The 21758-nt window shown below is 56.9% G+C and carries 25 protein-coding genes and 1 pseudogene; 18 read left to right on the forward strand and 8 right to left on the reverse strand.

The window, feature by feature from the left end; all coding sequences use genetic code 11:
• Positions 1–56 precede the first annotated feature (56 nt).
• Positions 57–1307, forward strand: coding sequence for a cytochrome-c peroxidase (locus tag HWX89_RS02695; RefSeq protein ID WP_138795167.1), 1251 nt, complete (start codon positions 57–59; stop codon positions 1305–1307).
• Here the strand turns inward: HWX89_RS02695 and leuB are convergent.
• The 3 genes from leuB to HWX89_RS02710 form a co-directional block, all read right to left on the reverse strand.
• Entirely contained in the window at positions 1288–2400 is a 1113-nt protein-coding gene (gene leuB / locus HWX89_RS02700) for a 3-isopropylmalate dehydrogenase (RefSeq protein ID WP_138795168.1), read from the reverse strand. The genes HWX89_RS02695 and leuB overlap by 20 nt on opposite strands.
• Positions 2401–2617: 217 nt before the next feature.
• A complete protein-coding gene (leuD, locus tag HWX89_RS02705) occupies positions 2618–3223 on the reverse strand; it encodes a 3-isopropylmalate dehydratase small subunit (protein WP_138795169.1) in 606 nt (201 codons plus the stop codon).
• A gap of 158 nt (positions 3224–3381) precedes the next feature.
• Positions 3382–3615 (reverse strand): hypothetical protein, encoded by a 234-nt coding sequence (locus tag HWX89_RS02710; protein ID WP_138795170.1) that lies wholly within the window; start codon positions 3613–3615, stop codon positions 3382–3384.
• Positions 3616–3725: 110 nt separating this feature from the next.
• On the opposite strand from HWX89_RS02710, the gene HWX89_RS02715 reads away from it, so the two are divergent.
• A complete protein-coding gene (locus tag HWX89_RS02715; protein ID WP_138795171.1) occupies positions 3726–4640 on the forward strand; it encodes an HpcH/HpaI aldolase/citrate lyase family protein in 915 nt (304 codons plus the stop codon).
• Between the two features lie 66 nt (positions 4641–4706).
• Positions 4707–4913, forward strand: a complete 207-nt coding sequence (locus HWX89_RS02720; protein WP_138795172.1) for a DUF1737 domain-containing protein — start codon at positions 4707–4709, stop codon at positions 4911–4913.
• Positions 4914–4936: 23 nt separating this feature from the next.
• Here HWX89_RS02720 and HWX89_RS02725 read toward each other — a convergent pair whose 3' ends face one another.
• Positions 4937–5374, reverse strand: a complete 438-nt coding sequence (locus tag HWX89_RS02725) for a metallopeptidase family protein (RefSeq protein WP_138795173.1) — start codon at positions 5372–5374, stop codon at positions 4937–4939.
• A gap of 328 nt (positions 5375–5702) precedes the next feature.
• Here HWX89_RS02725 and rplU point away from each other — a divergent pair, with 328 nt between their 5' ends.
• From rplU to HWX89_RS02795, 14 genes and pseudogenes are all read left to right on the forward strand, one after another.
• The gene (gene rplU, locus HWX89_RS02730; protein ID WP_138795174.1) at positions 5703–6017 is read left to right on the forward strand and encodes a 50S ribosomal protein L21; all 315 of its coding nucleotides are present in this window, start codon (positions 5703–5705) and stop codon (positions 6015–6017) included.
• Positions 6018–6057: 40 nt separating this feature from the next.
• Positions 6058–6327 (forward strand): 50S ribosomal protein L27, encoded by a 270-nt coding sequence (gene rpmA, locus HWX89_RS02735; protein WP_138795175.1) that lies wholly within the window; start codon positions 6058–6060, stop codon positions 6325–6327.
• A gap of 129 nt (positions 6328–6456) precedes the next feature.
• Complete coding sequence (locus tag HWX89_RS02740) at positions 6457–7089, forward strand: GNAT family N-acetyltransferase (RefSeq protein ID WP_138795176.1); 633 nt, start codon at positions 6457–6459, stop codon at positions 7087–7089.
• Complete coding sequence (locus HWX89_RS02745; protein ID WP_138795177.1) at positions 7086–7679, forward strand: GNAT family N-acetyltransferase; 594 nt, start codon at positions 7086–7088, stop codon at positions 7677–7679. The genes HWX89_RS02740 and HWX89_RS02745 overlap by 4 nt, the downstream gene beginning before the upstream one ends.
• Positions 7680–7852: 173 nt before the next feature.
• Entirely contained in the window at positions 7853–8917 is a 1065-nt protein-coding gene (obgE, locus tag HWX89_RS02750) for a GTPase ObgE (RefSeq protein WP_138795178.1), read from the forward strand.
• Positions 8914–10089: a glutamate 5-kinase gene (gene proB, locus HWX89_RS02755; protein WP_138795179.1), complete on the forward strand. Its 1176-nt coding sequence runs from the start codon at positions 8914–8916 to the stop codon at positions 10087–10089. Before obgE ends, proB begins: the two co-directional genes overlap by 4 nt.
• Positions 10082–11368, forward strand: a complete 1287-nt coding sequence (locus tag HWX89_RS02760; protein ID WP_178340598.1) for a glutamate-5-semialdehyde dehydrogenase — start codon at positions 10082–10084, stop codon at positions 11366–11368. Before proB ends, HWX89_RS02760 begins: the two co-directional genes overlap by 8 nt.
• 42 nt (positions 11369–11410) lie before the next feature.
• Positions 11411–11995: a nicotinate-nucleotide adenylyltransferase gene (locus tag HWX89_RS02765; RefSeq protein WP_138795394.1), complete on the forward strand. Its 585-nt coding sequence runs from the start codon at positions 11411–11413 to the stop codon at positions 11993–11995.
• A 50-nt stretch (positions 11996–12045) separates the two neighbouring features.
• Positions 12046–12535 (forward strand): annotated as a pseudogene (gene rsfS / locus HWX89_RS02770) (ribosome silencing factor).
• A 98-nt stretch (positions 12536–12633) separates the two neighbouring features.
• Entirely contained in the window at positions 12634–13116 is a 483-nt protein-coding gene (gene rlmH / locus HWX89_RS02775) for a 23S rRNA (pseudouridine(1915)-N(3))-methyltransferase RlmH (RefSeq protein ID WP_138795181.1), read from the forward strand.
• A gap of 152 nt (positions 13117–13268) precedes the next feature.
• Positions 13269–14675, forward strand: coding sequence for a murein hydrolase activator EnvC family protein (locus HWX89_RS02780; RefSeq protein WP_138795182.1), 1407 nt, complete (start codon positions 13269–13271; stop codon positions 14673–14675).
• Positions 14665–15990 (forward strand): S41 family peptidase, encoded by a 1326-nt coding sequence (locus HWX89_RS02785; RefSeq protein WP_138795183.1) that lies wholly within the window; start codon positions 14665–14667, stop codon positions 15988–15990. The genes HWX89_RS02780 and HWX89_RS02785 overlap by 11 nt, the downstream gene beginning before the upstream one ends.
• 65 nt (positions 15991–16055) lie before the next feature.
• The gene (locus HWX89_RS02790; RefSeq protein ID WP_138795184.1) at positions 16056–17252 is read left to right on the forward strand and encodes a divergent polysaccharide deacetylase family protein; all 1197 of its coding nucleotides are present in this window, start codon (positions 16056–16058) and stop codon (positions 17250–17252) included.
• A 59-nt stretch (positions 17253–17311) separates the two neighbouring features.
• Positions 17312–17824, forward strand: a complete 513-nt coding sequence (locus HWX89_RS02795) for an RNA pyrophosphohydrolase (RefSeq protein ID WP_138795185.1) — start codon at positions 17312–17314, stop codon at positions 17822–17824.
• Positions 17825–17877: 53 nt separating this feature from the next.
• Here HWX89_RS02795 and bfr read toward each other — a convergent pair whose 3' ends face one another.
• From bfr to HWX89_RS02815, 4 genes are all read right to left on the reverse strand, one after another.
• Positions 17878–18369: a bacterioferritin gene (gene bfr / locus HWX89_RS02800; protein ID WP_138795186.1), complete on the reverse strand. Its 492-nt coding sequence runs from the start codon at positions 18367–18369 to the stop codon at positions 17878–17880.
• Positions 18335–18646 carry a (2Fe-2S)-binding protein gene (locus tag HWX89_RS02805; RefSeq protein WP_138795187.1) on the reverse strand — a complete coding sequence of 104 codons (312 nt, stop codon included), beginning with the start codon at positions 18644–18646 and terminating at the stop codon, positions 18335–18337. Before HWX89_RS02805 ends, bfr begins: the two co-directional genes overlap by 35 nt.
• 271 nt (positions 18647–18917) lie before the next feature.
• Positions 18918–19643, reverse strand: a complete 726-nt coding sequence (gene phbB / locus HWX89_RS02810; RefSeq protein WP_138795188.1) for an acetoacetyl-CoA reductase — start codon at positions 19641–19643, stop codon at positions 18918–18920.
• Between the two features lie 101 nt (positions 19644–19744).
• On the reverse strand, positions 19745–20926 hold the full coding sequence (locus tag HWX89_RS02815) for an acetyl-CoA C-acetyltransferase (RefSeq protein WP_138795189.1): 1182 nt from the start codon (positions 20924–20926) through the stop codon (positions 19745–19747).
• 244 nt (positions 20927–21170) lie between these two features.
• Between HWX89_RS02815 and phaR the strand changes: the two genes are divergently transcribed.
• The gene (phaR, locus tag HWX89_RS02820) at positions 21171–21746 is read left to right on the forward strand and encodes a polyhydroxyalkanoate synthesis repressor PhaR (protein WP_138795190.1); all 576 of its coding nucleotides are present in this window, start codon (positions 21171–21173) and stop codon (positions 21744–21746) included.
• Positions 21747–21758: the final 12 nt, after the last annotated feature.

Below are 21758 nucleotides of genomic sequence, written 5' to 3' on the forward strand. Positions count from 1 at the left end.
GTGAAGTGGTATAAGGCGGGCATTAATCGCGCATTTTCCTGAAGCGTGCCGTACCGATGACCAGACCCGGATATATCACCTCTATCGTTCTTGCTTCCATCTTCGCCATGGCGCCTGTGAGAGCGGGCCTGGAGAGCCTGCAAGCGCACGGCGGTGAAGATTATGCGACGCTCGAAAAACTGGGCGCAGCCCTCTTCGACGATCCCAACATATCGATGAACCGAACGATGGCATGTTCCACCTGCCATATGCAGGCTGCCGGTTTCTCGGATGCGCGCGAGGCGGACAAGGTTGGCCGCGACGTTTCTTTGGGCGATGACGGTTTTTCGCTTGGCGATCGAAATGCGCCGACTGCGGCCTATACGAAATTCTCGCCACCTTTCGGCAAAAATGACGCGGGTGAATATGTCGGCGGGCAGTTCTGGGATGGGCGGGCCGGCTCACTGGAGGATCAGGCCGCCGGCCCTCCTCTCAATCCGATAGAAATGGGCATGCCGGACAAGGCCGCTGTTGTTCAGCGGCTGAAAGAAAATCCGGATTATGTCGCCGCATTCGGCACGCAGTTCGGCGGGGATGTCTTTCAGGATGATGAGACAGCTTTTGCAGCCATGACAAAGGCGCTGGCCAGTTTCGAGCGCTCGGATCAGTTTTCCACCTTTGACTCGAAATATGATCGCTTTCTGCGGGGCGAGGAAAAACTGACAGATCAGGAAGAGCTTGGACGGGTGCTGATGTCATCGACACAGTTCACCAATTGCAATCTCTGCCACGAAATCCGGGGCTCGAAGGGACTGGAAGACGGGCTCTTCACCAACCACAAATATTTCAACATCGGCGTCCCCGCCAACAAGGCGGTGCGTGCGGCGAACGGGTCGAAAGCAGATACGGTCGATCTTGGTCTGGCACAGAACCCGCTTGTCGCGGGTGACCCGTCTGCGCGTGGCAAATTCAAGGTGCCGACATTGCGCAATGTTGCCGTCACCGCGCCTTATATGCACAACGGGGTGTTCAAGGATCTGCGCACCGCCGTGCTGTTTTACGTGAAATACAAAAGCAAGAAGCCGAGCCGTCAGATCAACCCTGAAACCGGGGAAAAATGGGATGCGCCGGAAGTGCCTGATAATATCGCCATGGAGGAATTGACCTCGGCGCCGGCACTGGACGACAAGCGCGTGGACGCCATTGTCGCGTTTTTGAAGACGCTGACCGACAAGCGGTACGAACACCTTCTACCAAAAGAGGCCGGGCAGGCAACGGTGCCACCTGCCCAGCCAATCGCTGTTTCTGTTACGCCGAAAGCGCCTTGAATTCGGCGAGAACCGCATCACCCATTTCGGTCGTGCTGACCTGGCGCGACCCCTCGGCCATGATATCGGCCGTGCGGATACCCTTGTCGAGCACGTTGGCGATGGCGGTTTCGAGCTTTGTGGCTTCTTCGACCATGTTGAACGAATAACGCAGGCACATCGCGAAAGACGCGATCATGGCGATCGGGTTGGCGATACCCTTGCCGGCGATATCGGGTGCCGAGCCATGCACTGGCTCGTACATGGCCTTGCGCTTGCCGGTCTTGGCGTCCGGTGCACCCAGCGAAGCCGAAGGTAGCATGCCGAGTGAGCCTGTCAGCATGGCAGCGACGTCGGACAGCATGTCGCCAAACAGGTTGTCGGTCACGATGACATCGAACTGCTTGGGCTTGCGAACAAGCTGCATGCCGCCGGCATCTGCCAGCATGTGCTCAAGCTGAACGTCCTTGTACTTTGCGGCATGCGTTTCAGTGACAACCTGGTTCCACAGGACGCCCGATTTCATGACGTTGCGCTTTTCCATGGAGCAAACGCGGTTGTCGCGGGTGCGCGCGAGCTCGAAAGCGACGCTTGCAATGCGTTCGATCTCGAAGGTGTCGTAGATCTGCGTGTCGATGCCACGCTTCTGGCCGTTGCCCAGATCGATGATCTGCTTGGGTTCGCCGAAATAGACGCCGCCGGTCAATTCGCGGACGATGAGAATGTCGAGGCCTTCAACCAGTTCAGGCTTCAACGAAGAGGCGGCGGCGAGTGCCGGATAGCAGATTGCCGGACGCAGATTGGCGAACAGTTCGAGATCCTTGCGAAGACGCAGCAAACCGGCTTCCGGGCGATGTTCGTAGGGAACGCCGTCCCATTTCGGCCCGCCGACTGCACCAAACAGGATGGCATCTGCCGCCAGCGCCTTTTCCATGTCAGCGTCGGAGATCGCGACGCCATGTGCGTCATAGGCGGAACCGCCGACCAGGCCTTCCTCGATCTTGAAACCGGCGTTCTTCTCGTCATTCATGTAGGCGATCAGCTTGCGGACTTCGGCCATGGCTTCGGGGCCGATACCGTCACCGGGCAGCAGGAAAAGCGTGCGAACTGTCATCAAAACCTCCTTGGCGACACACCGGAAAACATCGCAAAGCGTTTTCGAGAATGGCGGACGCAGCATGAAACTCGTTTTCCATCCGGTTGCCGCATATTCGACGGTGGGGACGGGTGGGGCTTCTTATCGCTGGTGGAGGGGCTTTTCAAGCAAAGCAAAAGCCGATCCGGTACGCTTTTATGCGACAGGATCGGCTTTCATCATAAGCAGCTTAGATTTACGCCCAGGGACGGACGGATGCGTTGGCTTTTTCGAAGGTGTCGATTGCGCCTGCATGTTCGAGCGTAAGGCCGATGTCATCGAGACCGTTCAACATGCAGTGGCGCTTGAATGCGTCGATCTCGAAGCCAATCGTGCCGCCATCCGGTCCGCTGATTTCCTGGCGCTCAAGATCGATCGACAAGACAGCATTGGAACCGCGAGAGGCGTCGTCCAGCAGCTTCTCAAGGTTCTCCGGGCTGACCACGATCGGCAGAACGCCGTTCTTGAAACAGTTGTTGTAGAAGATATCGGCGAAGCTGGTGGAGATCACGCAGCGAATGCCAAAATCAAGAAGCGCCCACGGCGCATGCTCACGCGACGATCCGCAACCGAAATTGTCGCCGGCGACGAGAATCTGCGCGTTCTGATAGGCGGGCTTGTTCAGCACGAAGTCAGGGTTTGGCGAACCATCTTCGAGGTAACGCGATTCCGCGAAAAGACCCTTGCCAAGACCGGTGCGCTTGATGGTCTTCAGATAGTCTTTCGGAATAATCATGTCGGTGTCGATGTTGACGACCGGCATAGGGGCGGCCACGCCCGTCAGCTTGGTGAACTTTTCCATCTGTCGCTCCGGAATTCTTTTAACAGAACAGCAGCGCCAAGGCCTGCTTCAGGTTCCCTGTGGGAAATACTGCAAAACACATGGGTTTTGAAGCACAAACACGCTCAATTCGGTACGCTTTTGTCAATACCCTGGCGTTTTACCCTGCTGCCCGGGGCTTAGAGATCGATGATCGTGCCCTTGCCGTCGTTCCATACGCGCATGTCGCGTTGCTGACCGCGAGTTTTCACCGGAATTGGCGCCGGCTTGAGACGGGCGGAGACAAGGCGCGCGAGGCTGAGAACAGCGAGCACGCCCACAAACGCCACCGTCAGCGAAGCGGTGAAGAGAGCGGCCATAGCCAGAATTGCGATGCCGGATGCGGCGATGAAAAACGAACGGATGCCTTGCATGATCCAAACCTTTCTTTCCAAATGAATGTGGGCCTTCTTCATCCGGCTTGCAAGAGGATTCAGTGGATTGTCAGCTTGCAGATGTCATAAAAGGTTGACACAAGTGCGGCATGGCTAATTTTTTGCATCACAACATCGTCAGCCCTCGTCGTTCGTTGCTCTCTGTTCCTGCAATAAACACCCGAGCGCTCGACAAGATTCACGATCTTGATTGCGATGGGGTGATCTTCGACCTGGAAGATTCTGTTGCGCCTGATATGAAAGAGAAGGCGCGGGACAATCTTAGGGCATTCTTTCAGGATCGCCCGCTTGCTGCGCGTGAAGCAATTATCCGCATAAATCCCTTCGAAACGACTGAGGGAAAAGCGGACCTGGAGCTTGTCCTTTCCTGTCGTCCCGATGCCGTTCTCCTGCCGAAAGTGGACACCCCGTCCGATATTCATCAGGTGGCCGATCTTCTCTCGGAGAGCGATGCTCCCGCGGATCTGAAAATCTGGGCGATGATCGAAACGCCACGCGGCGTTCTCAATGCTGCTGCAATTGCCGAAGCGGCCCATACGGCTGACGCGCGGCTGTCTGCCTTTGTTGTCGGGCTGAACGATTTGCGTAAGGAAACAAGAGTTCCTGCCCTGCCCGGTCGCGCTTATCTGGTTCCATGGTTGATGCAGGTTGTGCTGGCTGCCCGCGCGTATGGACTGGATGTCATCGACAGCGTGTCGAACGATTTTCGCGATCTCGGCAGTTTCGATCTCGAATGCGAACAGGGGCGCCATATGGGGTTTGATGGCAAGATGCTGATCCACCCTGCCCAGATCGAGGCGGCAAACCGCCGGTTTGCTCCGGAAGAGGCCGAGGTTGCCGAAGCTCGGGATATCATTGCTGCTTTTGCCCAACCCGAATCCGCTGGATTGAATGTTATCAACAAAAACGGGCGCATGATCGAACGACTGCATGTAGGCCAAGCCGAAAGGCTTGTGGCCCTCGCTGACGCCATCGCTCATGGCGCCGCAAAAAACAGAATCTAGTTGGGGCGTCGCGCAATCTGACCAGGTTCAGATTGTTCGCCCCGTTTCTCCAGAAAGGCAGGAAAAGTGAAAGTCTATCGTTTCATCACAGGTCCGGACGACTCCAAGTTTTGCCATCGCGTTACCGAGGCGCTCAACAAGGGCTGGGAGCTTGCAGGTTCGCCGACCTATGCCTTCAATGCCGCAGCCGGTGTGATGCACTGCGGCCAAGCGGTGACCAAGACGGTCGATGGCAAGGAATATAACCCGGACATGAAGCTCGGCGAACAGTGATGATGTGATTGGTGTGGACCGGATTACCGGTCCACGGCAGCCTCGGCGCTTTCTTCTATACGCTCCATGTCGTCGTCCGAGAGGCCAAAATGGTGGCCGATTTCATGGATGAGGACATGGGTGATGATATCGCCCAGCGTTTCGTCATTCTCCGCCCAATAGTCGAGAATGGGACGACGATAGAGCGTGATCCGGTTCGGCATTTCGCCGGTTTCCATGGTAAAGCGCTCTGAAATGCCGCGGCCCTCAAATAGTCCGAGCAGATCAAACGGTGTTTCAAGCGCCATATCTTCAAAGACTTCGTCAGTCGGAAAATCGGCGATCTCGATAATGAGGTCCTTGGTCAGCGCACGGAATTCTTCCGGCAGGTGGCCATAGGCCTCGATGGCCAGCGATTCAAATGCTGAAATTGTCGGCGCGTGGCGGTCCCGCCAATCGTCGGTCTGGTCAATGCGGGCCATTTCTGCTCCTTATTTACGCGCCATATATACACTTGCGATGCAAATTTCGAGGGGGGACTGCAAGAAGAGCCGAAATCGCCTGAAATTCTTGGCGTTACGGTTACTTTTCAAAGCTTCATCGTCTTGACACAAGCCGGAGTCTCGCGTATCCCGCACCCAAATTGATGGCGTATTGCGCCTTCTGTTTATGTCACGCCTATCGGGGTGGCTTCACCGGCAGAGTTTAGAAGGGCATTCAGCCCGGACGAAATTCCGCTCATCCGACTGACAAAAAGACGGCCAGCACGCGTTTGCGGGCAGAGCCGGAACGAACATGAAAGGATAAAAAATGTTCGCAGTCATCAAGACCGGCGGTAAGCAGTACCGCGTAGCGGCCAACGACGTGCTGACCATCGAAAAGCTGGAAGCAGAAGCTGGCGCAACTGTAGAATTCACCGAAGTTCTCGTGATCGGCGTTGGCGCTGACGCAAAGTTCGGCGCTCCTTTCGTTGCTGGTGCAACGGTCAAGGCTGAAGTTGTCGAGCACAACCGCGGCAAGAAGGTTATCGCCTTCAAGAAGCGTCGTCGTCAGAACTCCAAGCGTTCGCGCGGCCATCGTCAGCATCACACTGTCGTCCGCATCACGGACATCGTTGCTGCCTGATCGGCGCGACACGGGAAACTAGGTTTAAAGGAGCAATCCAATGGCACACAAAAAAGCTGGCGGTTCTTCGCGTAACGGTCGCGATTCGAATTCCAAGCGCCTTGGCGTAAAGAAGTTCGGCGGCGAAGCTGTCATTCCAGGCAACATTATTCTGCGTCAGCGCGGTACGCAGTGGCATCCGGGCGCCAACGTTGGCATCGGCAAGGACCACACGATTTTCGCACTGACGGCAGGCAACGTGAGCTTCCGCACGAAGGCTAACGGCCGCGTGTTCGTATCCGTCGCGCCGAAAGCCGAAGCCGCAGAATAAGCCGGCAGCGTCATATGCAGCCGGTGTCCCAACGACCCGGCTGAGACGCATCAGGTTCAGTCATAAAAAAGGGGAGTTGGGGCACCACCCAACTCCCCTTTTTCTTTAACCTCATGGAGGGACTGAACCATGCAAGCTGAATTGTTAAGGGTCGACCAATCACGGTCACCCCAAGAACGGCCGAGGCCCGATCGGTCAAGGAGCGATTGCCCCGTTTTGTTGTCGCAGAGGCTGGTATTGCGCAAGCCTCACGAAGAAGACATCGACGCCCTTGCCCATCTTGCCAACAACGCCAATATCGCGACCATGGTGTCGCGTATGCCGCATCCGTACACGGCGAAAGACGCCGTGGACTTCGTGCGACGCACCAAAGCTGGCGAGATTGGCAAGTGCGTCTATGCGATTACGCGCATGGACAATGGCGAGTTTATGGGATGCTGCGGCCTCGAGCCCCAGGAAGATGAAAAGACCCTGGAAATCGGTTATTGGCTGGGGGAACCCTACTGGAACCGTGGCTACATGACCGAAGCGGCACATGCGTTGATCGATATGGCGTTCCGAACCCGCGAGATCGACCAGATCGATGCGCGGTGCCGGGTCACCAATATCGCCTCACGGCGGGTTATTCAGAAGTGCGGTTTTCAGTTCCAGAGTTCCGGCATGGTCGGTTCACTGGCGCTTGGTGGCATGGTGCCGGTTGAATGGTACCGTCTGGATCGCAAGACCTGGGTTTCGCTGAAGAGTTGGGGGGACATGGGATGAGTGCACTGGAACTGACCCGTCGTCGCGTTAATACCGCGTCACCGCCCGGCCCCTGCCCTACTCTCGAAACGCGTCGTCTGGTGCTGCGCCCTCAGCGTTTGTCAGACGCCGGCAGCATTGCCGAATCCTTGAGCGATTTCGAGGTCACGCGGATGTTGGCACGCGTTCCGGCGCCCTACCATCGTCAGGATGCGCTGGAATGGCTGATCCTTCGCACATCCGGGACTTTGCCGGATTGGGACTTTGCCATTACCAATGGAGATGACACCCTCATCGGCGTCGTTTCCGTGGAATTGCGACATGGCGAATGGCATCTCGGTTACTGGCTCAACCGCTTCTATTGGGGCAAGGGTTATATGACTGAAGCGGTCGCTGCCGTAGGTGAACGGTTCTTCCGCCGTATGCCTGGTACTGTGCTGCATTCTGGTGTGTTCGCCGACAATCCGGCATCCCTCAGGGTGCAGGAAAAGCTCGGCTTTCGCGTTACCGGGTGCCATCAGATCTATGCGACCGCGCGTGCCGCCATGGTCGCGCATATAGATACGGTCCTGACCGAGGACGGACTTGTGCGTCCAAAGCCGAGACACTGAAAGAAACAAGGCCGGTTTTGCCGCAAACCGGCCTTGTTGTCCGGGCGCTTTCCCACGATAGTCTTTGACGTTCAGGGTAAGCGCCTGTATTCGAAGCGGCAGAACCTTTGTTTGAAGCGCGATGGCAATATGCTTGCCGCAATTGCGCGTGAAGCTGACAGAACGGCAGTCTGATGAAATTTCTCGATGAAGCAAAAGTCTATATCAAGTCAGGTGATGGCGGCGCGGGTGCCGTATCGTTCCGGCGCGAAAAATTCATCGAGTTCGGTGGACCGGATGGTGGTGATGGCGGCCGCGGTGGCGACGTCTGGATCGAGGTCGTCAATGGTCTCAACACCCTGATCGATTTCCGTTTTCAGCAACACTTCAAGGCCTCGATCGGCCAGCACGGCATGGGCAAGACGCGTACCGGTGCCAAGGGCGCCGATGTGACGCTGAGGGTACCCGTTGGCACGCAGATCTTTGAAGAAGACAATGAAACGCTGATCGTTGACCTGACAAAGGAAGGCCAGCGTTTTCGTATTGCCGCCGGCGGCAATGGCGGCTTCGGTAATGCCTACTTCAAATCGTCGACCAACCAGGCGCCGACCCATGCCAACCCCGGTCTGGCGGGCGAAGAAAAGACGATCTGGTTGCGGCTCAAGCTGATTGCCGATGCCGGTCTCGTTGGTCTGCCGAATGCAGGCAAGTCGACATTCCTGGCAACGGTTACGCGGGCGCGGCCGAAGATCGCCAACTACCCCTTTACGACGCTGCACCCCAATCTCGGTGTTGCCACCATCGACGGTCGCGAGTTCGTGCTTGCCGACATTCCAGGTCTGATCGAAGGCGCGCATGAGGGCGTGGGTATCGGTGACCGGTTCCTCGGTCACGTCGAGCGTACCCGCGTTCTGCTGCATCTGGTTTCCGCACAGGAAGAAAAAGTCGGCAAGGCATATAAAACCGTCAAGGCTGAGCTGGACGCCTATGGTGGCGGTTTGACCGACAAGCCGGAAATCGTCGCGCTCTCCCAGATCGACGTGCTCGACGAAAAAGAGCTGAAAAAGAAGGCCAAGGAACTTGAAAAGGCCTGCGGTCGTCCGCCGCTGCTTTTGTCGGCCGCTGCCCATATCGGTATGACAGAGGCCCTTCGCGCCCTTCGCGACATTATCGTTTCGGCCAGCGACGGTGGTGAAACGGCCCTGCCCGACCGATCCATGCCGATCGAGGAAATCGAGGATGGGGACGACCGGCTATGACGTCGACCTTGGCGCGAAAACCTCTTGGCAATCATAATCGGATCGTCATCAAGATCGGTTCCGCGCTGCTGGTCGATCGAAAGAGCGGACTGAAAAAGGATTGGCTCGATGCCATCTGCGAAGATATCGCAGCCCTGAAGAAGAGCGGTGTGGATGTTCAGGTGGTCTCTTCAGGCGCTATCGCGCTTGGCCGCACCGTGCTTGGGCTTCCTTCCGGTGCGTTGAAGCTTGAGGAAAGCCAGGCGGCTGCGGCCGTCGGACAGATCGCGCTGGCGCGCGCCTGGTCCGAAAGCCTGTCGCGGCATGAGATCGTTGCGGGACAAATCCTGCTGACATTGTCCGATACGGAAGAACGCCGTCGTTATCTCAACGCGCGTGCGACGATCAGCCAGCTTCTGAAAATCGGTGCAATCCCGATCATCAACGAAAACGATACGGTGGCCACTACCGAAATCCGTTATGGCGACAATGATCGTCTGGCGGCGCGTGTCGCGACAATGACGGGTGCGGATCTTCTCGTGTTGCTCTCGGACATTGACGGCCTTTATACCGCGCCACCGCATCTCGATCCGGATGCCAGGTTCCTCGAGACGATTGCCGATATCACGCCCGAAATCGAAGCCATGGCAGGCGGGGCGGCTTCGGAACTGTCGCGTGGCGGCATGCGCACGAAGATCGACGCGGGCAAGATCGCGACGGCTGCCGGCTGCGGCATGATTATCGCGTCCGGCAAGACGCTCAATCCTTTGAAAGCCATTGAGAATGGTGCGCGGTCGTCCTGGTTTGCCCCCTCGGGCACGCCCGTCACTGCGCGCAAGACCTGGATTGCCGGGCAGTTGCAGCCCGCTGGCGAAGTGCATGTGGATGCAGGTGCGGAGAAAGCGCTGCAGGCGGGCAAGAGCCTGCTTCCCGCTGGCGTACGTCAGGTCAAGGGAAACTTCGGTCGCGGTGATGCTGTTGCCATCATCGGCTCTGAGGGACGTGAAATTGCTCGTGGCCTTGCGGGTTACGATGCTGACGAAGCGCGTCAGATCTATGGCCACAAGTCCAATGAAATCGAGGCAATTCTCGGTTATGTCGGACGCGCGGCCATGATCCATCGTGACGATCTGGTCATGACGGGGCCTGCTGTCAAAGTGAAAACCACGAAGAAGGATGAAGTCGATGCCTGAACAGGCCGTGAAGCAGAGCCATGATATCGATGCGCTGATGACAGCCATCGGCACACAGGCGAAAGCTGCTGCACGACCGTTGTCGATCGCGTCGACTGAACAGAAAAACCGTGCGCTCCTTGCGATGGCCGCAGCCATTGAGGCAGCGAAAGACAAGATTCTTGCTGCCAATGCCAAGGATCTGACGGCCGCTGAAGGCGCCGGTATTGCTGCATCTTTCATTGATCGGCTGACATTGAACGAGGCGCGGATCGACGGAATTGCCGAAGGCATTCGCTCGATTGCCGCCCTTGCCGATCCGGTTGGTGAAGTTATCGCCGCCTGGGACCGGCCGAACGGGCTGCACATCGAGCGCGTTCGCACGCCACTTGGCGTTATCGGTGTCATCTATGAAAGCCGCCCAAATGTCACAGCGGATGCGGGCGCGCTTTGCCTCAAGGCTGGTAACGCGGTCATTCTTCGCGGCGGTTCCGATTCGCAATATTCATCGCGTGCTATCCATGCCTGCCTTGTCGAAGGCTTGAAGATTGCCGGCCTTCCAGAGCATGCTATCCAACTCGTTCCTGTAACGGATCGTGCTGCGGTTGGTGCGCTTCTCGGTGGATTGAATGGTACCGTTGACGTAATCGTGCCGCGCGGTGGCAAAAGCCTGGTGGCCCGCGTTCAATCCGAAGCGCGCGTACCGGTCTTTGCGCATCTCGAAGGGCTTTGCCACATCTATGTCGATCAATCCGCCGATCTCGACATGGCGAAAAAAATCGTCGTGAATGCCAAGATGCGCCGAACCGGTATTTGCGGCGCGGCCGAAACCCTGCTGGTCGATAAAGCTGTGGCGTCGACGCATCTTGAACCGCTGGTGAAAGCGTTGGTCGATGCCGGTTGCGAGGTTCGCGGTTCGCAGGCGGTCCGCGATGTCGTTGCAGGGACAGTATCCGCAACGGAAGAGGATTGGCGTACCGAGTATCTCGATGCGATCATTTCCGTTACCGTCGTTGATGGTATTTCTGGTGCGATTGACCATATCGGCACCTACTCGTCCAATCATACCGAGGCCGTGATTGCGGAAGATCCGTCAGTCGTCGAGCGCTTCTTCAACGAAATCGATTCCGCCATTCTCCTGCATAATGCGTCGACACAATTCGCTGATGGTGGCGAATTCGGCATGGGGGCAGAAATCGGCATCGCGACGGGCAAGATGCACGCGCGGGGACCGGTCGGTGTCGAACAACTTACCTCGTTCAAGTACCGCGTGCATGGCACCGGCCAGACACGGACCTGATATTTGGTAGCCGAAGTACGGATCGACAGGCGTTACCTCACCATGCCGCATGCAGAGCGCGGCATGGTCATCGGGCTTTTCGGCGGGTCCTTCAATCCGCCGCATGCCGGACATGCGCTGGTGGCGGAAATCGCGCTTCGAAGGCTCGGGCTTGACCAGCTCTGGTGGATGGTGACGCCGGGAAATCCGCTCAAAAGTCGCGCAGACCTTGCACCGCTGGAAGATCGCATTGCCGCCTGTGAAAGGCTGGTGAGCGATCCGCGCATCAAGGTTACGGCGTTCGAAAAGTCGCTTGGCATCAGCTATACGGCCAACACGCTTGCCAAGGTAAAGGCGAAAAATCCTCATGTCCGTTTTATCTGGGTTATGGGGGCCGACAATCTGAAGAGCTTTCACCGCTGGCAGAAATGGCGACAGATCGCTGAAACCTTTCCGATCGCCGTGATCGACCGGCCTGGTTCGACGCTGGCCTATCTGTCTTCCACCATGGCGCAAGCCTTCAGCCATGCGCGGGTCGACGAGGATGATGCGGGTGTTTTGTGGAAAAAAAACGCGCCCGCTTGGGTTTTCATTCATGGCCCGCGTTCGACGCTCAGTTCCACCGCTCTTCGTAACGGTCACAAATGATGTATGGCCGGTGGCCTTCAGGGGCCATATCTTGAAAAGTTAATGCTTTGATGCCACCTTCATTGTGTGACGTAGAGAATCACGTCGCGCAGTGCCTGTTTTGTCATTCTTGGGAAAGGAAAACCTCTGACAACAGTTCACGCCAAGGGAAGAGCACATGTTGCTATCCCGAAGGGCCAGGACAGTGGCGCCGATGCCGCCGACCATGCCCTTGAAACCGTCCTCGCGAGTCTCGAGGACTCCAAGGCTGAAGATATCGTATCTCTCAACATTGCCGGAAAATCGGCGCTTGCGGACTACATGGTCGTGGTCTCCGGGCGATCGAACAGGCATGTTTCGGCGATCTGCGAGCATCTTCTCAAAGATATGAAGGATGAGGGCTTCGGAAACGCCCGCGTCGAAGGTCTTGAGACCGGCGACTGGGTGCTGATCGATACAGGCGATATCATCGTTCATGTTTTCCGCCCGGAAATCCGTGAATTCTACAACATCGAAAAGATGTGGGCGACGCCGGATATGCCGGAGGAAACCCTGCATTGATGCGGTTCTGATGTCGACTTGAGAGCTGGCTGCATAGGAATTCGCGGAGGATGCTGTTATGAGCGTAACCCGATTGGGTTGCGACAGGGCGGTTTTGAATGCGGATTTCGATTTTTGCGGTGGGACGGTTGAAATCCGGCCCCGAAAAGGATCTTGCGGCCCGCTATCTCGAGCGTCTCGCAAAAACCGGTCCAGCGATCGGTCTGGAATTTTCACGCGTCATTGAAGTCGCCGAAAGTCGTGCATCGAACGCGGAGACACGCAAGCGCGAAGAAGCGGCGATGCTTGAGAAGCATCTGGCCGATGGAGCGGCTCTGGTGTTGCTCGATGAACGCGGCAAGGCGCTGGACAGTCCGGCGTTTGCCGAGTTTTTTGGTAATCTGCGCGACAGCGGTCGACGTGATCTGATTATCGCCATTGGCGGGGCAGATGGGCTTGATCCGTCGCTTTACGAGAAGGCCGTCGCGGTTCTCAATCTCGGAAAACTCACCTGGCCGCATCAACTCGTGCGCATTTTGATTGCCGAACAGCTTTACCGCGCCGTCACCATTCTTTCCGGCCACCCCTATCATCGCGTTTGAAGAGCCCTCTTCGGCGAATTGGTGTCTCAATTTCAACACGAAAATTCCCGAACACGGCACGGTGTGGATCGGCTTTGGCGGTTGCCTCTTGGTGAATTGTGGCGAAGCAGCGTAATGTCGTTCATTGCGCTTCGGCATCAAAGAAAGTTCAAATGGACAAAGGACGGCAGAAAAAGGGGCAGATGGCTGTTGCAGGCGCGGTGATCGCTGCCTTGGCCCTCGGTCTTTTTCCCGCTGGCTTTACCGTCGCGCGCGATGATGCGGGCGCGGCCAGCGCGGATGCCACCAATGCCCCGCCCGATGATCTGCAGGCGCTTGAAAAGCGCCGCGACGTGAACCGTCAAGATCTCGAGGAACTGGTCGACAGCATTGGGCTTTCCGAAGACAAGACCCGACAGCTTGAAGAGAGCATCGCCGCGCTTGACCAAGACAGCACGCGTATCCGCCAGGAACTGATCGATTCGGCGGCGCGGCGTAAGGATCTCGAAACAAAAATCAGCGATGGCGAAGACCGGCTGGCAAAACTCGGTGTGCGCGAAGATGGCGTGAAGGCTTCTCTGCGCGAGAGGCGTGGTGTGTTGGCCGAGGTTCTGGCGGCACTGCAGCGCATGGGGCGCAACCCGCCGCCTGCCCTGCTCGTTTCGCCGGAAGATGCGCTTGCTTCGGTTCGCAGCGCCATTCTGCTCGGCGCCGTTGTTCCGGGTATTCGTGCCGAGACTGACAAGCTCGTTGCCGCTCTCAAAGAATTGACCGATCTGCAGCAGGCAATCGCTCGCGAAAAAGGCGATCTTACGGGTATGATGACGGCCAGTCTGGAAGAGGAAAAACGCCTCGACCTTTTGCTGGCAGAGAATGATCGTCGCAATACGCAGACTGCGTCTGAACTGGAAGCAGAACGCAAGCGTTCGGAAGAACTTGCCGGCAAGGCAACGAGTCTGGAAGGCCTTGTAAGTTCTCTCGAAACCGAGATCAGTTCGGTGCGTGAGGCGATGGAAAAGGCGCGGGCGGAAGAGCAACGTCTGGCGCGTCTTTCCGAGGCAGAACGAGAGAAAGAGAGAGCCGACGCAGAGGCGGGAACGCCCGATAAAAACCGTATTGCGCCAGCATATCCTTTCGCAAGTTTGAAGGGTAAGCTGGACATGCCGGTGGCTGGCGACGTTCTGCGTCGCTTTGGAGACGCCGACGGAACAGGTCACTTTTCCAGAGGTCTCGTGGTTGCAACGGGCCCCGAGGCGCTGGTGACGGCCCCTGCAGACGGTTTTGTGGTTTTTGCGGGCGATTTCCGCAGTTATGGCCGCATGATCATCCTCAATACCGGGGATGGTTATCATGTGGTTCTGACGGGCATGGACAATGTAAGGACAAGGCAGGGAATGTTTGTATTCTCTGGCGAGCCCATCGCTTCGATGGGTGCAAAAAGAGTAGCAAGTGCAGCAGCATTGGCGCTGGAAACGGACAGGCCAACGCTCTACATTGAGTTCAGGAAAGACGGCGTGCCGGTTGATTCTCAACCGTGGTGGACCGCAAAAAATACCGGAAGGGCGCACAATGATTCGTAAGGTTTCGCTTCTCCTTATCGGTGGGCTTATGGGCGCCACGGCGATGAGTGTGATTTATTCGGCGAGCATGCCGGCGCAGGCCGCCGGACCTTCGACTTATAAGGAACTGTCGATTTTTGGTGACGTGTTCGAGCGCGTCCGCGCCCAATATGTAACGCCACCAGATGATGAGAAGCTGGTCGAAAATGCCATCAACGGCATGCTCAGCTCGCTTGATCCGCATTCGAGCTTCATGAATGCGCAGGACGCCAACGACATGCGCACCCAGACCAAGGGTGAGTTTGGCGGTCTCGGCATCGAAGTGACCATGGAAAATGAACTGGTCAAGGTTATCACGCCCATCGACGATACGCCCGCATCTCGCGCCGGCATTCTCGCAGGCGACTTCATTTCGGAAATTGACGGAACACCGGTTCGTGGCTTGAAGCTGGAGCAGGCCGTTGAAAAGATGCGCGGCGCCGTCAAGACGCCGATCAAACTGACGATCATCCGTCAAGGCGCAGACAAGCCACTCGAATTCACTGTGATGCGTGACATCATTGCCGTGCGTGCGGTCAAATCCCGCGTTGAAGGCGATGTCGGTTATCTTCGTGTCATCTCCTTCACGGAGAAGACTTATGACGACCTCGAAAAGGCGATCAAGAAAATCAAAGCGGACGTTCCGGCCGACAAGCTCAAGGGCTATGTGCTCGACCTTCGCCTCAACCCAGGCGGTCTGCTTGATCAGGCGATCAACGTTTCCGACGCCTTCCTCGAGCGTGGTGAGGTCGTTTCGACCCGTGGCCGCAATCCGGATGAAACCCGCCGCTTCAACGCGACTGCAGGCGATCTGACCGATGGCAAGCCGGTAATCGTGCTTGTCAACGGCGGTTCGGCTTCGGCGTCTGAAATCGTAGCTGGTGCTCTGCAGGATCTTCGCCGTGCGACGGTTGTCGGTACGCGCTCGTTCGGCAAGGGCTCCGTCCAGACGATCATTCCGCTTGGCGAAGCAGGCGCACTGCGCCTGACCACGGCGCTCTATTACACCCCGTCTGGCAAGTCGATCCAGGGTACGGGTATTCAGCCTGACATCAAGGTTGAACAGCCGCTGCCACCGGAATTGCAGGGTAAGGTCACAAGCGAAGGTGAATCGGGTCTGACCGGTCACATCAAGGGACAGAGCGAAACCGAAGAAGGTTCTGGTTCTTCCGCTTATGTTCCGCCGGAAGCAAAGGACGACATTCAGCTCAACTATGCGCTGGATCTTCTGCGCGGCAACAAGACCGATCCGTCCTTCCCGCCGAACCCGGAAAAGGCTGTGGTCAACAAGCAGTAAGACGAAAAGCGCCGTTTGACGGCGCTTTTTTCCCTTTTTGCCGCATCAGTCGAGTGGACCCTTCATTGCCTTCGGACCTGCGAAAACCGCTCATGGGCCGCAATAAAAAAAGCGCCGGTTTCAACCGGCGCTTTTCGGCAATTATGGGCCTTGCCGGTGTCGCTGTGCTGACGATTGGCGGCTTGTCGATCTATACGGCGCTATATCCGGATAACCTCCAGCGAACGACCGCGAATACGCAAGCTGCTGCGACGCGTTCTGAGAAGGATCAGGAACAGCCGGCCGATATAGCAGGAAGTGCTGAGACCACAGGTCTGCAGCCGGAAAGCGGGCGCTCCGGCGCAAACATCAATCGCTCGACGATGGCCGATGGTAACGTCGTATCCGTCTATTCCCCTCGGACGCGGGATAATGATGGGCCGGTTTTGATGAGTGGTCAGACCTATGGCCAGGACCCTCGTATGGCCACCAGGCCCAATGACACCTTGCTGGAAGATACTGCATTCGGTCGCTTGCCGATCGTCGCAGCGGATGGCCTGCGTTCGGTGGAACAATATGCCAGGCCGTGGTCAGGCGCGCGCGGGACGCGTATTGCCATCGTTGTTGGTGGCCTGGGTTTGAGCCAGACTGGCTCCCAGAAGGCCATTCGTGATCTTCCTGCAGAGGTGACGCTGGGCTTCGCGGCAAGCGGTAACAGCCTGCAACGCTGGATGCAGGAAGCGCGTCGCGAAGGTCATGAGATCTTGCTGCAGGTTCCGCTTGAACCCTTTGGTTATCCGGGAACCAATCCTGGGCCCGATACCTTGCTGGCGGGTGACCCGGCCAAGGTCAACATTGATCGCCTGCATCGTTCCATGGCGAAAATCACCAATTACACCGGTGTCATGAACTATCTCGGGGGGCGCTTTCTCGCCGATCAAAAGGCGCTGGAGCCTGTGATGCGTGATATCGGCAAGCGCGGACTGCTGTTTCTCGATGATGGCTCATCCGCTCAGTCTTTAAGTGGCAACATCGGCAAGGCGATATCCGCACCTCATGGCTTCGCCGACGTTCAACTCGACAATGAGGTCAACGAAGGTGCCATCCTGCGCAAGCTCGACGAACTGGAACGGATAGCGCGCCGCAACGGTTCTGCGATCGGAGTGGCGTCGGCATTTGACGAAAGCATCGCTGCCATCGCGAAGTGGTCGCCGGAGGCGTCGGCGCGAGGCATTGAGATCGTTGGCGTTTCTGCGCTTGTCTCGGGACAGGCAGGACAGTAAACCTTTGATCGGTTTCTCTCCCTGCGCCTTAATGGGCGCGCAAAGCCAGCGGGTTTTTGATGACTATCAAAGCAGAAGATTTGCCTTATCGCCCTTGCGCCGGAATCATGGTGCTCAACAGCAAAGGCCTTGTCTGGGCTGGACGGCGTATCAAGGAGGGTAACTCCGAATATGACGGTTCTCCGCATCTATGGCAGATGCCGCAAGGTGGCATCGACGACGGCGAGCAGCCGCTAAAAGCTGCCGTTCGTGAACTTTATGAAGAGACGGGCATGAAGACCGTTACGCTGCTTGCGGAAGCGCGTGACTGGATTCACTACGACTTGCCGCCGGAATTGATCGGTATCGGTCTTCGCGGCAAATATCGTGGGCAGGCGCAGCGCTGGTTTGCGTTCCGCTTCGACGGTGACGAGAGCGAAATCCAGATTGATCCGCCGCCGACAGGCCATGAGGCGGAATTCGATGCGTGGGACTGGAAGCCGATGGAAAGCCTGCCTGAATTGATCGTGCCCTTCAAACGGGGCGTTTATGAGCAGGTGGTCGCCGAGTTTCGGCATCTGGCTGGTCAGTAAAAACGCAAAAAGGCGGCACCGGTGCCGCCTTTTTCATGTTCATGACGGTCCGATTATTCGGATTCGACGGCGTCTGCGGAGTCAGCGTTGAGCTGGCCGTATTTGTTTTCACCGATCTTGTTGAGAAGGTCGAGCTGCGTCTCCAGGAAGTCGATGTGACCTTCCTCGTCGATGAGCAGCGTTTCGAACAGCTTCATCGACACGTAGTCGCCGGCGTCATGACAGATGTCACGCGACTTCTTGTAGGCGGTACGTGCGTCGTATTCGCCCGCGAGATCAGCTTCCAGCACTTCCTTGACGTTCTGGCCGATACGCAGGGGAGCGACGGTCTGAAGGTTCGGGTGACCCTCAAGGAAGATGATGCGGTCGATGATCTTGTCGGCGTGCTGCATCTCTTCGATGGACTCAGCACGTTCCTTCTTGGCAAGCTTTGTGAAGCCCCAATCATTCAGCAGACGGTAATGGAGCCAATACTGGTTGACTGCACCGAGTTCGAGGAACAGCGCCTCGTTAAGCTGCTCGATGACTTTTTTGTCGCCTTTCAATGTCCGCTCTCCTGTTCTCTTCGTGGAATCGCTTCAGGCGGGACATAAAATCAAAAACCTCGGCTTCCGTCGAGTGGCGACGGGCGTGATAGTCCTCGGTCGTTTTGATGATGAGGTCGACTACAGTCGGAAAACAGCCGCAACAGCGGCCACGTTTTGCCATGGCATGATAGACTTTTGCCGGGACAATAAGCTGCCAACAGTCCTCGTCCAGCAACTCATTGATGACGTCGCGGATGTCGTTGTCGGTAATGTAATTGCAGCTGCAAACCAGCATGACTAACTGCCTGTATGACGCAACACGTTGTTTTCGCTCTTAAACCAAAACAGGATAGTCAGTGTCAAGAAAAACATGGTTTCTGAGTCACCTGTATAACTTAGAGTCTTTCTAAACTATACAAAAAGAGTCGCCTTTTCATCTGGTTAGCATTCATTTCCATAGGCGTTTTTCTGACTCAAGTTTTTGTGCGACACCTCCGCCGACGGGGCGTTATCACGAAAAGTTTACTGACGTGGGGTCCTGTCGGCCGGAAGTCTGCCAATGCCTGTCAGGCGAAATATTGTCCGCCGTTGGCCGTAAGGGTGGAGCCTGTGATAAATCCCGCCTGGTCGGAGACGAGGAACAGAACACAACGGGCGATCTCTTCGGGTTCGCCGAGCCGTCCCACCGGGATCTGCGGTATGATGCGCTCTGACAGGACCTGTTCGGGAATGGCTCTGACCATCTCCGTGCCGATATATCCGGGGCATATCGCGTTGACCGTGATATTGCGGCTCGCGCCTTCCTGGGCGAGAGCTTTGGTAAAGCCGATATCTCCCGCCTTGGAGGCGGAGTAGTTCGCCTGCCCCGCCTGCCCCTTCTGACCGTTGATCGAGGATATGTTGACGATACGTCCAAATCCCCGCTCCCGCATGCCCGGCCAGACGGGATGGGTCATGTTGAACACACCGGTGAGGTTTGTATCGATGACCTCACGCCATTGCTGGGGTGACATCTTGTGAAACATCGCGTCGCGGGTGATGCCGGCATTGTTCACAAGAACCTCGATTGGGCCCAATGTTGCCTCGACTTGGGCGATGCCCGCCAGGCAGGCGTCGTAGTCGCGTACGTCCCACTGGAACGCCGGTATGCCGGTTTCCTTCTGGAACGCCGCCGCACGATCGGTCGTAAAGGCGTAGTTGACAGCCACCTTGTAACCGGCGGCCTGTAATGCACGCGCAATTGCTGCCCCGATTCCGCTCGTTCCGCCTGAAATCAACGCAACCCGGCTCATGCTGGCCTCCATGACCTGTAAAAGATGGTGTTCAACGGCCACATAAATGCGGCCAATGGGAGGCTGCTTCTACAGCATCGCTTCTGAAACCAAAATGGTTTTCAGAGGGCCTCCACACACATCGCCACGCCCATGCCGCCACCGATGCACAGCGTCGCAAGACCCTTGGAGACATTGCGGCGGCGCATTTCGAACAGAAGTGTGTTAAGGACGCGCGCGCCGGACGCACCAATGGGATGGCCGATCGCGATGGCGCCACCGTTGACGTTGACGATTGACGGATCAAGACCAAGATCGCGAACTACGGCACAGGACTGTGCCGCAAAGGCCTCGTTCGCTTCCACCAGTCCAATATCGCCGATTGACCAGCCCGCCTTGGCAAGCGCCTTGCGAGAGGCAGGAATGGGACCTGTTCCCATAATTTGCGGATCGACACCCGCTGTTGCCCAGGAGACAATGCGCGCCAATGGCGTAATACCGCGTCGGGAAGCTTCCTGTTCGGTCATCAGCAAGGTTGCAGCGGCGCCGTCGTTCAGGCCGGAAGCGTTACCGGCCGTAACGGTGCCTTCCTTGTCGAAGGCGGGGCGGAGTTTCGCCATCGTTTCCATTGAGGAACCGGCGCGAATGTGCTCATCGGTATCAACAATGATGTCGGCTTTTCGGCCCTTTACTGTGAAAGGCACGATTTCGTCCTGGAAGCGTCCTGCGCTTTGTGCCGCTTCCGCCTTGTTCTGGGAGGCGACGGCAAACTGGTCCTGATCGTCACGGCTGAGCTGCCATTGCCGGGCAATGTTCTCGGCTGTGATGCCCATGTGATAACCGTAGAACGCGTCAGTCAGGCCATCTTTCAACATCGTGTCGATCATTTTGAAGTCGCCCATTTTTACACCGCCACGCAAGTGCGCGCAGTGGGGCGCCATGGACATGGACTCCTGACCACCGGCGACAATGATTGCCGCGTCACCCGTTGCAATCTGCTGCATGCCAAGCGCTACAGCGCGCAGACCTGATCCACAGAGTTGGTTGATACCAAAAGACGTCGCTTCCTGCGGAATGCCAGCCTTCATGGCGGCCTGTCGTGCCGGGTTCTGCCCCTCGCCGGCCGTCAGAACCTGCCCCAGAAGCACCTCATCGACTTCACCTGCCTCGACACCCGCACGCTCCAGAACGGCGCGAATGACCGTAGCACCAAGTTCATGGGCCGGGATGTTGGCAAAGCTTCCATTGAACGAACCAACAGCAGTGCGGGCCGCACTGGCGATCACGATTGAAGGCAAAGTCATTATGTTCCTCCTCACTTTCGGGCGGGAGACTGGCAAAGGTTTTCATCCAAGTCAAACGGTGTCGGGCGCTTTGAAAGATGTTGCGAAAGCAATGCGATATCTTGCCAAAAATTGCTGCGCAAAAAACAAACTGTTGCATTGCACAAAACATTTGTCACAGGGCTGGTTTTGCGCTTACACTTCACAACGGGAAGAGCAATAACACCAAAAAACAAAAAAATACCAGCATCGCGAGGAGGCGAGGATGGCAAAGCACGACGGCGAAACGATTATCAAAAAATACGCCAATCGGCGGCTCTACAATACGGGCACGAGCACCTATGTGACGCTTGATGACCTGGCGCAGATGGTCAAGCGCGGTGAGGACTTCAAGGTTCAGGACGCAAAGACATCCGAAGACATTACCCATGCAGTGCTGACGCAGATCATCGTCGAGCAGGAAGCCAAAACCGGCAACACGCTTCTGCCGACGGCTTTTCTCAGGCAGCTGATTTCCTATTATGGCGATCAGATGCAGATGGTCGTGCCGACGTTTCTCGAGCACTCGATGAAGACCTTTTCCGATCAGCAGAGCCAGATGCAGGAGCATATGGCCAAGGCCTTCGGCGACGGTTCGCTTGCCCGGAATTTCCAGGCACCGCTTCAGATGATGGAAGAGCAGATCCGCCGCAACACGGAACTTTTCCGTCAGGCCATGCAGGGGTTCGCGCCTTTTTCGATGCCGCAGGCTCCGAAGGAGACGCGTAAGCCGAATGCTTCTGAAATTGACGAGCTGAAAGAACAACTGCGCGCATTGCAGCAAAAACTCGACCAGCTTTGAAAACCTGCTGCG

Origin of the sequence: Rhizobium sp. RM, from assembly GCF_013390595.1 — a bacterium.
GTDB lineage: Bacteria > Pseudomonadota > Alphaproteobacteria > Rhizobiales > Rhizobiaceae > Agrobacterium.